Raw genomic sequence first — 11,804 nt, 5'->3', positions numbered from 1 at the left:
GTGGGAGACGGGCGGGCTAGAGTGAGGGCCGTCCCTGCTCCGGCCCCCGAGGGAGAGAAACAGCCGTGATCACCGCGATCGTCCTCATCAAGACCAGCGTGGACCGGATCCCCGAGATCGCCGAGCGGATCGCTTCGCTGGACAGCGTGAGCGAGGTGTTCTCCGTGACCGGGACGTACGACCTGATCGCCATGGTGCGGGTGCGGCAGCACGAGGACCTGGCGGAGGTCATCCCGGGACGGATCAGCAAGATCCCGGGGGTGGAGGCCACGGACACGCACGTTGCTTTCCGGACGTACTCCCAGCACGACCTGGAGGCGGCGTTCGCGATCGGCCTCGACTCCTGACGCCGCCCCACGGAGGTCCCCCGGGTCAGACCGAGGGGACGCAGCGGCCGTTCTCCGTGCGGTAGGTCCACCTCGCGCCGTGTGCGACCAGTTCCCGCACCGCCGTCACGAAGCGCTCGACGTGCTCGTCGGGGGTGCCCGCGCCGAAGCTGACGCGGACGGCGGCGTCGGCGGTGCCGCACTCGCCCCGGGTCCGCGGGTCGCTGCCCAGCAGCGTGTGGAGCAGGGGGTGGGCGCAGAAGAGGCCGTCGCGGACGCCGATGCCGTACTCGGCGGAGAGCGCGGCGGCGAAGTGGGAGCTGTTCCAGCCCGCGACCACGAAGGAGATCACGCCGACCCGCGGGGCGTCGGCGCCGAAGAGGGACAGGATCCTCACCTCCGGGATCCCGGCCAGGCCCTCGCGGACCGTGCGGATCAGGTGCTGCTCGCGGGCGACCAGCGTGTCGAAGCCGGCCTCGGTCAGCGCCCTGCAGGCGGAGGCGATGGCGTAGGCGCCGATGACGTTCGGGGAGCCGGCCTCGTGGCGGGCCTCGCTGTCGTGCCACTGGACGTCCACTCCCCCGTCGGCGCGCCGCGCGACCCTGCGGCTCGCGCCGCCGCCCGCCAGGTACGGCTCGGCCTCGCGCAGCCAGTCGGCGCGGCCGGCCAGCACGCCCGCGCCGAAGGGGGCGTACAGCTTGTGGCCCGAGAAGGCGACCCAGTCGACGTCCAGGTCGCGGACCGACACCGGGTGGTGCGGGGCGAGCTGGGCGGCGTCCAGGACGATCCGGGCGCCGTGTGCGTGCGCGGCGGCGGCCAGTTCCCGTACGGGCCACAGCTCGCCGGTGACGTTGGAGGCGCCGGTGACGCAGACCAGGGCCGGGCCGTAGGGGTCGCGGTCGGCCAGGGCCAGTTCCAGGGTCCGTACGGCCTGCTGCGGGGTGCGCGGGGCGTCGAGGAAGGTGACCTGCGCGTGCTGCCAGGGCAGCAGGGAGGCGTGGTGCTCGGTCTCGAAGACGAAGACCTGGCAGCCGGCCGGGAGCGCGCGGGCCAGGAGGTTCAGGGAGTCGGTGGTGGACCGGGTGAAGACCACCTGGTCGGTGCCGCGGCAGTCGAGGAACCCGGCGACCGTCTTCCGGGCGTTCTCGAACAGCTCGGTGGAGAGCTGGGAGAGGTGGCCGGCGCCGCGGTGCACGCTGCCGTAGTACGGCGCGTACGCCGCCACGTCGTCCCAGACCCGCTGGAGGGCGGGTGCGCTGGCCGCGTAGTCGAGCGCGGCGTAGGCGGCCTCACCGCCGGTGACGAGCGGGACGGTGACATCGCTTCCCAGAACGGGCAGAGGGGCGCAAACGGACTGCTGGTCGACGGCGACGGTGGAGACGGACATGGGTGGACTCCCGTGGAGGCAGGCGGAATCACCACGCGAGCAGGCACGGCGCGGCTCGAGCGCGGAGAGAGGTGAAAAGGGGGTGCGGAGGCGGGGCTCTACGCCCTAGCGCATTCGCTTGCTCACGGAAGACTCTCCCTCGTACGACCAGGACCCCTGGCCCCACGCTCATTCGAGAAGCGTGCGAGGGGTCCGCGCTTGCCGCGGACCTCGCTGTCCACGGCCTGGTCCTCACCCGGGGCACCCCGCCACGGACGGAGGGTTGCCGGACAGCCGGCCGGGGCCACATGGCTGTCACTCATGACCTGTTCCAGCATCCTGCCACACGATCCCCGACGCGCAAGGCGCGGTCCGGATCGTGGACCGCGCCCCGCGTCGAAGCGGCCGTGTGTCAGGCGTTGCTGGCCGCCACCCAGCGTTCCAGCGTGCGCTTGGCCGCCCCGGAGTCGATCGACTCCGCGGCGCGGTCCATGCCGGCCCTCAGCTGCTCGGCGAGCGTGCCCGGGCCCGGGTGCAGCGCCACCAGCGCCGCCGCCGAGTTCAGCAGGACGGCGTCCCGTACGGGCCCCTTCTCACCGTCCAGCAGGCGCCGGGCGACCTCGGCGTTGTAGGAGGCGTCCGCGCCGCGCAGGGCGTCCACGGGCGCCGGCTCGATGCCGACGTCGCGCGGGTCGAAGGTCTCCTCGGTGACCTTGCCGTCCCGGACGATCCACACCCGGGAGGTGGAGGTCGTGGTGAGCTCGTCCAGGCCGTCGTCGCCCCGGAAGACCAGGGAGGAGTGGCCGCGCTCGGCGAAGACTCCGGCGACGACCGGCGCCATGCGCGGGTCCGCGACGCCGACGGCCTGGGCCCGCACCCTGGCCGGGTTGGTCAGCGGGCCGAGCACGTTGAACACCGTGCGGATGGCCAGCTGGCCGCGTGCGGCGCCGGCGTGGCGCAGCGCCGGGTGGAACTTGACGGCGAAGCAGAAGGTGATCCCGGCCTCCCGGGCGACCTCGGCCACCCGCCGCGGGGTCAGCTCCAGATTGACGCCGAGCTTCTCCAGCACGTCGGAGGCGCCGGACGCGGAGGACGCGGCCCGGTTGCCGTGCTTGACGACACGGGCACCCGTGCCGGCCACGACGATCGAGGACATCGTGGAGATGTTCACCGTCTTCGCGCCGTCGCCGCCCGTGCCGACGATGTCGACGGTCTCGCCCGGCACCTCGATCACGTTCGCGTGCTCGTACATCGCGCGGACCAGACCGGTGATCTCCTCCACCGTCTCGCCCTTGGCCCGCAGGGCCACCACGAACCCGGCGATCTGCGCTTCGGTCGCCTCGCCGCGCATGATCAGGTCCATCGCCCAGGCGGTCTCGTCGGCGGTGAGGTCCCGGCCCTCCAGCAGGCCGTTCAGCAGGACGGGCCAGGAACGGCCCGCCGCGGTGTCGCCTCCAGCGGGGGTCACAGCGCTCATAAGCCGCTCCTGGGTCGGAGTCCCGTACTGCGGGACGCAAGTCTCGAACAGGTTCCACCCTATCCAGCCCCGCGCACGGCGAGAGGCCCCGTCCGGGGTTCGGACGGGGCCTCTCGACCGTGGCGTGGCGACGCTCAGCGGTCAGTGATCAGTGGTGGCCGTGGCCGCTCGTGATCTCCTTGTACTCCTCGACGGTCGGCTTCTGGACCTGGCTGTCCTCGCCGTAGTACGCATTGCTGAGCTTGGCGCGCAGCTTCTGCTTGACACCCATCTTGCGCTCGACGCCGTTCTCGTCGACCGTCGGGCCGATCTCGGCCGGCTCGTACTGCTGGTGCGCCGTGAGGGTGTAGAGCTGCTCCTGGCTGAGCGGCTCGTGGACCTCGATGAACTCACCGTGCGGCAGGCGCTTGATGATGCCGGTCTCGCGACCGTGCAGCACCTTCTCCTTGTCGCGGCGCTGCAGGCCGAGGCAGATCCGCTTGGTGACGACGAACACGACGGCCGGCACGAGGAAGAAGCCGATCCGCACGAACCAGGTGATCGCGTTGATCGACAGGTGGAAGTGCGTGGCCCACAGGTCGTTTCCGCCACCGACCAGCAGCACGAAGTACCAGGAGATCCACGCCGCGCCGAAGGCGGTACGGGTCGGGGCGTTGCGCGGGCGGTCCAGGATATGGTGCTCGCGCTTGTCACCGGTGATCCAGGCCTCGATGAACGGGTAGACCGCGATCGACACCAGGACCAGCGGGAAGATCATCAGCGGGATGAACACACCCAGGACGAGCGTGTGACCCCAGAAGTTGATCTCCCAGCCCGGCATCACGCGGATGAGGCCCTCGGAGAAGCCCATGTACCAGTCGGGCTGGGCGTTCGTGGACACCATGTCCGGACGGTAGGGACCGAGGGTCCAGACCGCGTTGATCTCCGCGATCGCCGAGATGACCGCGATGACACCGAAGACCAGGAAGAAGAAGCCTCCGGCCTTGGCCATGTAGACCGGCAGCAGCGGCATGCCGACCACGTTGTTGTTGGTCTTCCCGGGGCCCGCGAACTGCGTGTGCTTGTGGTAGAAGACCAGGATCAGGTGGGCCACGATCAGGCCCAGCATGATGCCCGGCAGCAGCAGGATGTGGATCGAGTAGAACCGGGCCACGAAGTCGTGGCCGGGGAACTCGCCGCCGAAGAGGAAGAACGACAGGTACGTGCCGACGACCGGCACGGACAGGATCGCGCCCTCCATGAAGCGGACACCGGTGCCGGAGAGCAGGTCGTCCGGGAGCGAGTAACCGGTGAAACCGGTGAACATGCCCAGGACGAACAGCAGGAAGCCGAACAGCCAGTTGACCTCACGCGGCTTGCGGAACGCGCCGGTGAAGAACACGCGCATCATGTGCACGAACATGCCGGCCAGGAAGATCAGCGCGGCCCAGTGGTGGATCTGCCGGATGAGCAGACCACCGCGCACGTCGAAGGAGATGTTCAGGGTCGAGCTGAAGGCCTCGCTCATCAGCTGTCCCTGCAGCGGGACGTACGACCCGTGGTACACCACCTCGTTCATCGACGGGTGGAAGAACAGCGTCAGGTAGACACCCGTGAGGATGATGATGATGAAGCTGTAGAGGCAGACCTCACCCAACATGAACGACCAGTGGTCGGGGAAGATCTTCCGCATGTTGGCCTTGGCCAGGGAGTAGATCCCGAGCCGGCCGTCGGCCCAGTCGGCGAGCCTCTCACCGGCCGGCGACTCCCCGCGCGAGCGGGACTTGTTCGCTGCTGTTGTACTCATCCGCGCTCCCAGAATGCAGGACCGACGGGCTCCTCGAAGTCGCCGAGCGCCTGGAGGTAACCCTCGCTGTCCACGCCGATGCGCAGCTGCGGCAGGGCGTGGCCGGCGGGGCCGAAGATCACTCGGGCACCGTCGGAGAGGTCGAAGGTGGACTGGTGGCACGGGCACAGGGCGTGGTGCGTCTGCTGCTCGTACAGGGAGATCGGGCAGCCCACGTGGGTGCAGATCTTCGAGAAGGCGATGATGCCCTCGTGCCCCCAGTCGAGCTCACGCTTGTCCTTGATGTCGCGCGGCTCGAGCCGGACGATCATCAGGGCGGCCTTGGCGATCTCGCTCTGGAAGTTCTCGTCCGTCTCCTTCAGCCCGTCGGGCATGGCGAAGGTGAGCGAGCCGACCGCGACGTCCTCGGGACGCAGCGGCAGGTTGGTGTTCATGTTGACGAGACGCTTGCCCTTGGCCCACAGCGTGTGGCGCAGGCTGGTCCCGGGCAGCGGGCCCAGGTCGCGCAGCAGCACGACGCCGGACAGCGGCACCAGGGTGAGCGCGCCGAGCATCGTGTTGCGGATCAGCTTGCGACGGCCGATCGCCGACTCCTTGGCACCCTGCTTGAAGTCCGCGTGGACCTTGGCACGGGTCTCGGGGGACGCCTCGATCGGGTGACGCTCGTCGGCGACCTCCACGTCGGACATCAGGGTGCGGGCCCAGTGGACCGCGCCCGCGCCGATCGCGAACAGCGCCACGCCCAGCGTCAGGCCCAGCGCGAAGTTCAGCGCGCTGATGCGCCCGAACGGGAAGATGTGGGCCATCGTGTCGACCGGGATCGTCACGTACGAGGCGATGAAGCCGATGGTGGCCAGCATCGACACCGTGAACAGCAGGGCGACGGTGCGCTCGGACCGCTTGGCGGCCCGCTCGTCGACGTCCTGGATCCGTTGCTCGTGGGGCGGCAGGCCCGGGTCGGCGAACGGATGCCGCTCGTCCGCCACGGAGACCGCGCCGCGCCCGCGCTCGTGGGCGGCCCGCTCTGCGGGCAGGTTCTCTTCAGGAATGTCTTGGCTACTCATGACTTCTTGGCCTTTGCGGTCCGAGCGGCGACCCAGACGGCGACCGCGATCAGGGAACCCAGCCCGAAGATCCAGGCGAACAGACCCTCACTGACCGGTCCGATACCGCCCAGGTCCAAACCGCCCGGGGTCGCGCTCTTCTCACCGTTGACCTCGTTGAGGTACGCGATGATGTCCTTCTTGTGCTGCTCCGGCATCGTGGTGTCGGGGAAGGACGGCATGTTCTGCGGGCCGGTCAGCATGGCCTCGTAGATGTGCTTGTTGCTCACACCCTGCAGCTCCGGGGCGTACTTGCCGTGTGTCAGCGCGCCGCCCTTGCCGGTGAAGTTGTGGCACTGGGCGCAGTTGTTGCGGAACAGTTCACCGCCCTTGGCGGCGTCCGCCCCCGCAGGATTGTACTGGTTCGCCGCCGGCACGGCCGGGCCGGCGCCGAGCGAGGCGATGTACGCGGCCATCTGGTCGATCTGGGCCTGGTTGTACTTGGCCCTCTTGCGCGGGATCTGCGCGCCCGGCTGCTGGGCCGGCATACGGCCGGTGCCCACCTGGAAGTCGACCGCCGCGGCGCCCACGCCCACCAGGCTGGGACCGTCGGTGGTGCCCTCACCACCGGTGCCGTGGCAGCTGGCGCAGCCGACCAGGTAGAGCTTCTTGCCCTCTTCGATGGCGAGGGACTGGGCGGTGTCGTCGGCCTTTGCCTTGCTCGCGGGTGCGAACGCGGTGTACAGCCCCCCAGTGGCCGCCAGCGCGAAGAGTAGGACGACGACCGCCGCCAGCGGATGGCGTCGTCGTGCGGAGAGCTTTTTCACGATTACCCCGGTGTCAGGATCTTCTCTGCGTCGATGCTTGCGGACTTGGATCGGCTCGTCGGCTACTGGATCAAGTAGATCGTGGCGAAGAGTCCGATCCAGACGACATCGACGAAGTGCCAGTAGTAGGACACGACGATGGCCGCGGTCGCCTGCTCGTGGGTGAACCTCCGGGCTGCGTAGGTACGGCCGAGCACCAGCAGGAAGGCGAAGAGGCCGCCCAGCACGTGCAGGCCGTGGAAGCCGGTGGTCAGGTAGAACACCGAGCCGTAGGGGTCGGAGGAGATGGAGATCCCGTGCTCCGCCACCAGCGCGGTGTACTCGTAGATCTGGCCACCGATGAAGATCGATCCCATGATGAAGGTGACGATGAACCACATCCGGAGCTTCTTCACGTCACCGCGCTCGGCGGCGAAGACGCCGAGCTGGCAGGTGAGTGAGGAGAGCACCAGGATCGTGGTGTTCACCGACGAGAAGGGGACGTCGAGAGCGCCCGCCATGTCCTTCCAGTGCGTCGGACCCGTCACCGAACGCAGGGTGAAATACATCGCGAAGAGGGCCGCGAAGAACATCAGCTCGGAACTCAGCCAGATGATGGTTCCGACGCTGGTGAGGTTCGGTCGGTTGACCGACGGGTGCGCGTGCCCGGTTTCTACTGTCGTTGCTGTCGCCACGCCGACATTATGTCGGTCGCTTATCTCGCCCTCACCCCGGGGGGTGCTGTTCGGAGTGTCCGGGGGATGTGCCATGCCCGTACGGCCCACCGAAGGGCTGTTCCAGGCGCTGTCGACCATGGGTGGGAAGGGGTAGCATCCGCGCCATCGGTACCCGTGAGTTCCCGACGGTTCCCGACGGGTTTCCCCGACCAACGACGCGGAGGAACAATGCAGGCGACCGCCACGGTGCTGGTCTACAGCGACGATGCCAACACCCGGGAGCAGGTGCGGTTGGCCTGCGGCCGCCGGCCGGCTCCGGACGCCCCTGTGGTGGAGTTCCTGGAGTGCGCCACGCCCGCCGCGGTGCTCAAGGAGCTGGACAGGGGCGGGATCGACGTCTGCGTCCTGGACGGCGAGGCCGTGCCGATGGGTGGCATGGGGATGTGCCGGCAGATCAAGGACGAGATCTTCAGCTGCCCGCCGGTGCTGCTGCTGATCGCCCGGCCGCAGGATGCGTGGCTGGCGACGTGGAGCCGTGCCGACGCGGCGGTCACCTTGCCGGTGGAGCCGGTGGAGTTCGCCGCCGCGCTGGCTTCCTTGCTTCGGCGGCATGCGCTGAGCGCCTAGCGCCCAGTGGCTCGGGACGGCCCGTTGTCCTGCGGCTGCGGGCCGTCCCCGGTCGTTCGCGCCCGCGCGGCAGAGCCGCATGTCGACACAGCCCCGCGCCCCTGCCCGCGCGTCCCGTGTTCACCGGCTCTGTGGGGCCCCTACAGGCCCTGGGGGCGCAGTCTGTGCTGGTTTGCCTTGGGGGTGTCCGCTGTGGTCAGGGCGCTGCCCTGGAGCCACTTCTGCCAGGGGATGTTCCAATCGCCGAAGCCGTTGTCGAAGGTTTCCATCGGTTTGCCGGTGGAGTTGACGACCTGGACGATGTCGCCCTCGTGGACGGTGTCGAAGAACCACTTGGCGTTGGGGGTGCTCATGCCGGTGCAGCCGTGGCTGACGTTGTCCGTGCCCTGGGAGCCGACGGACCAGGGGGCGGCGTGGACGTACTCGCCGCTCCAGGTCACCCGGGTGGCGTAGTACACGGGCAGGTCGTAGGAGTCCGCGGAGCCGGCGGCGATGCCCACGGTGCTGCTCTTCATCCGTACGAAGTACTCCTTGGCCAGGACGACCTTGATGCCGTTGCGGGTCTCGAAACCGGCCTTGCCGGTGGTGATGGGGATCTGCTTGATCTCCTCGTCGTTCTTGTAGACCGTCAACCGGTGCTTGGCGGCGTCCGTGACCGCCACGATGCGGTCGCCGATGGTGATCTTCAACGGCTTGGCGGCCCCGCCCCACAGCCGGTCGCTGATCTTGATGTTCTCCAGGTTGCTGCGCACCTGGATGGTGGCGTTGGCGGGCCAGTAGAACTGGGGGCGGTAGTGGAGCTCCTTGTCGCTCACCCAGTACCAGGAGCCCTCCACGGCGGGCGTGGAGTCGACCTTCAGGGCGCGCTCCACGATGGCCCGCTGCCCCTTGTCCGTGACCGGCTGGTCCAGTTCGGCCGTGATGGGCTGCCCGACGCCGTAGGTGCCCTCCCGCGGCCCGAACGTGACGTTCAGGCGCTTGGGGTCGGCGGGCTTGCTGGTGTCGAAGGCGAGGACCTTGCGGCCGGGTTCGCCGCTGCCGTTCTCCGTGCTCACCGTCACCGTGTAGTGGGCGCCCGCGGCGAGCGGTGCGGTGCTGTGCCAGCGGCTGCCGTCGGCGGCGAGTTCACCGGAGACGTAGCGGCCCGTGGTGTCCACGGCGGTGACGTCCGTGATCCGCCCGTCCGATCCGTCGGCGGTGACCTCCAGGGGCTTGCCCGGGTCGGCCTTCCTGCCGACCTCCTTGGGGCCGCTGAAGGAGATCTGGTCCGCCGCGTCGTACGGAGTGGCGGCCAGCGGGTTGCCGTCCGCGCCGCAGGCGGTGACGGTCGCCCCCAGGGCGACTGCCAGCAGGACACGGACGGTGCCGCCGGTGTACGGAGTGGTGCTCATGAGGTCACGCTAGGAAGCTCCGTCGGCTCCGGCACGATGAATCGTCCATGCGGGTGACCTCCCCCGGCAAACGCAGCGGCCCGGACACTCCGTCAGGAGTGTCCGGGCCACCGGTGTTGCACGAGGGTCACTGGGTGCGGTTCTCACCGCGGTAGTACTCGAAGACCCAGCCCCACACGCTGATCAGGATGATCGGGACCGCGAAGTACAGCAGCCACCAGCCGACCGCGATGCCGAGGAAGCCCAGCGCCCAGCCGAGGCCGAGACCGAGGGGCTGCCAGCTGTGCGGGCTGAAGAAGCCCAGCTCACCGGCGTCGTCCGCGACGTCGGCCTCCTTGTTGTCCTGGGCACCCGCGTCGACCCGCTGGGCGGTGAAGCCCAGGTAGAAGCCGATCATGATGGCCAGGCCGAAGGCCATGAAGAGGGCCGTCGTGCCGACCGCCTCCTTCGACCACACGCCATAGACGATGGCGGTGATGAGCAGGAAGACGCTCAGCCACATGAACATCTTGCCCTGGATCTTCACTTGCCGGCCTCCTTGCCGCCAGCGAGGGCCTTCTCGCCCTGACCGACGTTCTCGAGCTGGTCGAGCGCGGCGATCTCCGGGTGGTGCAGGTCGAACGCCGGGGATTCACTGCGGATCCGCGGCAGGGTGAGGAAGTTGTGCCGCGGCGGCGGGCAGGAGGTCGCCCACTCCAGCGAACGGCCGTAGCCCCACGGGTCGTCGACCTCGACCTTCTTGCCGTACTTGGCCGTCTTCCAGATGTTGTAGAAGAACGGCAGGATCGACAGGCCGAGCAGGAAGGAGAAGATCGTCGACACCGTGTTCAGCGCGGTGAAGCCGTCGGCCGCGAGGTAGTCGGCGTACCGGCGCGGCATGCCCTCGACACCCAGCCAGTGCTGGACCAGGAAGGTGCCGTGGAAGCCGATGAACAGCAGCCAGAAGGTGATCTTGCCCAGACGCTCGTCGAGCATCTTGCCGGTGAACTTCGGCCACCAGAAGTGGAAGCCGGCGAACATCGCGAAGACCACGGTGCCGAAGACGACGTAGTGGAAGTGCGCCACCACGAAGTACGAGTCCGTGACGTGGAAGTCCAGCGGCGGCGATGCCAGGATGACACCGGTCAGACCGCCGAAGAGGAAGGTGACCAGGAAGCCGACCGACCACAGCATCGGCGTCTCGAAGGACAGCGAGCCCTTCCACATGGTGCCGACCCAGTTGAAGAACTTCACCCCGGTCGGGACCGCGATCAGGAAGGTCATGAAGGAGAAGAACGGCAGCAGCACGCCGCCGGTCGCGTACATGTGGTGCGCCCACACCGTCACCGACAGGCCGGCGATGGCGATGGTCGCGCCGATCAGCCCCATGTAGCCGAAGATCGGCTTGCGGGAGAAGACCGGGACGATCTCACTGACGATGCCGAAGAACGGCAGCGCGATGATGTAGACCTCGGGGTGCCCGAAGAACCAGAACAGGTGCTGCCACAGCAGCGCACCGCCGTTGGACGCCTCGAAGATCTGGGCGCCGAACTTGCGGTCCGCCTCCAGCGCCAGCAGTGCGGCGGCGAGCACGGGGAAGGCCAGCAGGACCAGCACGCCGGTCAGCAGCACGTTCCAGGTGAAGATCGGCATGCGGAACATGGTCATGCCCGGGGCACGCATGCAGATGATCGTGGTGATGAAGTTGACCGAGCCGAGGATGGTGCCGAAGCCCTGCAGGGCCAGACCCATGACCCACAGGTCACCGCCCAGACCCGGCGTGTGCACCGCGTCCGACAGCGGCGTGTAGCCGGTCCAGCCGAAGTCGGGTGCGCCCTGCGGGGTGAGGAAGCCGCTCACCGCGATGAGCGAGCCGATCAGGTACAGCCAGTAGGCCAGCATGTTCAGACGCGGGAAGGCCACGTCGGGCGCGCCGATCTGCAGCGGCATGATCCAGTTCGCGAAGCCGGCGAACAGCGGCGTCGCGAACATCAGCAGCATGATCGTGCCGTGCATCGTGAACGCCTGGTTGAACTGCTCGTTCGACATCACCTGCAGGCCCGGCCGGGCCAGCTCGGCGCGCATGAGCAGCGCCATCACGCCACCGATGCAGAAGAACGCGAACGACGTCGCCAGATACAGCGTTCCGATCGTCTTGTGGTCCGTGGTCGTCAGCCACTTCACCACGACGTTGCCCGGTTGCTTGCGCCGGACCGGCAGCTCGCTCTCGTAAGAGATTTCAGCTGCCGCGGCACCCTGAGGTTCGTTGAGGATGCTCACAGCTTCTTCGTCTCCCGGTTCTTCTCGTGGCTCGTCTGCGCGATGC

The 11,804-nt window shown here is 68.5% G+C and carries 11 protein-coding genes and 1 riboswitch; of the genes, 2 read left to right on the top strand and 9 right to left on the bottom strand.

Annotation, left to right across the window (positions count from 1 at the left end):
• Positions 1-65: 65 nt before the first annotated feature.
• Entirely contained in the window at positions 66-347 is a 282-nt protein-coding gene (locus C1I97_RS20720; protein WP_073952588.1) for an Lrp/AsnC family transcriptional regulator, read from the top strand.
• Positions 348-372: 25 nt separating this feature from the next.
• Here C1I97_RS20720 and C1I97_RS20715 read toward each other — a convergent pair whose 3' ends face one another.
• The 6 genes from C1I97_RS20715 to ctaE all read right to left on the bottom strand — a co-directional run bounded on the left by C1I97_RS20715 (position 373) and on the right by ctaE (position 7,499).
• Complete coding sequence (locus tag C1I97_RS20715; protein WP_111004718.1) at positions 373-1,713, bottom strand: aminotransferase class V-fold PLP-dependent enzyme; 1,341 nt, start codon at positions 1,711-1,713, stop codon at positions 373-375.
• 189 nt (positions 1,714-1,902) lie between these two features.
• A riboswitch (SAM riboswitch) is annotated at positions 1,903-2,019 on the bottom strand.
• An 85-nt stretch (positions 2,020-2,104) separates the two neighbouring features.
• Positions 2,105-3,169 (bottom strand): anthranilate phosphoribosyltransferase, encoded by a 1,065-nt coding sequence (trpD, locus tag C1I97_RS20710; RefSeq protein ID WP_111004717.1) that lies wholly within the window; start codon positions 3,167-3,169, stop codon positions 2,105-2,107.
• A 148-nt stretch (positions 3,170-3,317) separates the two neighbouring features.
• Positions 3,318-4,955, bottom strand: a complete 1,638-nt coding sequence (gene qcrB / locus C1I97_RS20705; protein ID WP_111004716.1) for a cytochrome bc1 complex cytochrome b subunit — start codon at positions 4,953-4,955, stop codon at positions 3,318-3,320.
• On the bottom strand, positions 4,952-6,019 hold the full coding sequence (gene qcrA / locus C1I97_RS20700) for a cytochrome bc1 complex Rieske iron-sulfur subunit (protein WP_111004715.1): 1,068 nt from the start codon (positions 6,017-6,019) through the stop codon (positions 4,952-4,954). The genes qcrB and qcrA overlap by 4 nt, the downstream gene beginning before the upstream one ends.
• On the bottom strand, positions 6,016-6,825 hold the full coding sequence (gene qcrC / locus C1I97_RS20695) for a cytochrome bc1 complex diheme cytochrome c subunit (RefSeq protein WP_111004714.1): 810 nt from the start codon (positions 6,823-6,825) through the stop codon (positions 6,016-6,018). Before qcrC ends, qcrA begins: the two co-directional genes overlap by 4 nt.
• Positions 6,826-6,887: 62 nt before the next feature.
• Entirely contained in the window at positions 6,888-7,499 is a 612-nt protein-coding gene (gene ctaE, locus C1I97_RS20690; RefSeq protein WP_111004713.1) for an aa3-type cytochrome oxidase subunit III, read from the bottom strand.
• Positions 7,500-7,709: 210 nt separating this feature from the next.
• Here ctaE and C1I97_RS20685 point away from each other — a divergent pair, with 210 nt between their 5' ends.
• Positions 7,710-8,108, top strand: coding sequence for a response regulator transcription factor (locus C1I97_RS20685; protein WP_111004712.1), 399 nt, complete (start codon positions 7,710-7,712; stop codon positions 8,106-8,108).
• Between the two features lie 140 nt (positions 8,109-8,248).
• Here the strand turns inward: C1I97_RS20685 and C1I97_RS20680 are convergent, their stop codons facing one another.
• The 3 genes from C1I97_RS20680 to ctaD form a co-directional block, all read right to left on the bottom strand.
• The gene (locus C1I97_RS20680) at positions 8,249-9,499 is read right to left on the bottom strand and encodes a L,D-transpeptidase (protein WP_111004711.1); all 1,251 of its coding nucleotides are present in this window, start codon (positions 9,497-9,499) and stop codon (positions 8,249-8,251) included.
• A gap of 127 nt (positions 9,500-9,626) precedes the next feature.
• Positions 9,627-10,025, bottom strand: a complete 399-nt coding sequence (locus C1I97_RS20675; RefSeq protein ID WP_111004710.1) for a cytochrome c oxidase subunit 4 — start codon at positions 10,023-10,025, stop codon at positions 9,627-9,629.
• A complete protein-coding gene (ctaD, locus tag C1I97_RS20670) occupies positions 10,022-11,758 on the bottom strand; it encodes an aa3-type cytochrome oxidase subunit I (protein WP_111004709.1) in 1,737 nt (578 codons plus the stop codon). Before ctaD ends, C1I97_RS20675 begins: the two co-directional genes overlap by 4 nt.
• Positions 11,759-11,804: the final 46 nt, after the last annotated feature.

The sequence above is a fragment of the Streptomyces sp. NTH33 genome, assembly GCF_003236365.1.
In the GTDB taxonomy this organism is placed as follows: Bacteria; Actinomycetota; Actinomycetes; order Streptomycetales; family Streptomycetaceae; genus Streptomyces.
This window is presented reverse-complemented; position numbering and strand designations above follow the sequence as displayed.

Bases quoted from the DNA above. Each gene is read 5' to 3' on its own strand.
- C1I97_RS20715 (WP_111004718.1), bottom strand. From the start codon at position 1,713: ATGTCCGTCTCCACCGTCGCCGTCGACCAGCAGTCCGTTTGCGCCCCT.
- trpD (WP_111004717.1), bottom strand. From the start codon at position 3,169: ATGAGCGCTGTGACCCCCGCTGGAGGCGACACCGCGGCGGGCCGTTCC.
- qcrB (WP_111004716.1), bottom strand. From the start codon at position 4,955: ATGAGTACAACAGCAGCGAACAAGTCCCGCTCGCGCGGGGAGTCGCCG.
- qcrA (WP_111004715.1), bottom strand. From the start codon at position 6,019: ATGAGTAGCCAAGACATTCCTGAAGAGAACCTGCCCGCAGAGCGGGCC.
- C1I97_RS20685 (WP_111004712.1), top strand. From the start codon at position 7,710: ATGCAGGCGACCGCCACGGTGCTGGTCTACAGCGACGATGCCAACACC.
- C1I97_RS20680 (WP_111004711.1), bottom strand. From the start codon at position 9,499: ATGAGCACCACTCCGTACACCGGCGGCACCGTCCGTGTCCTGCTGGCA.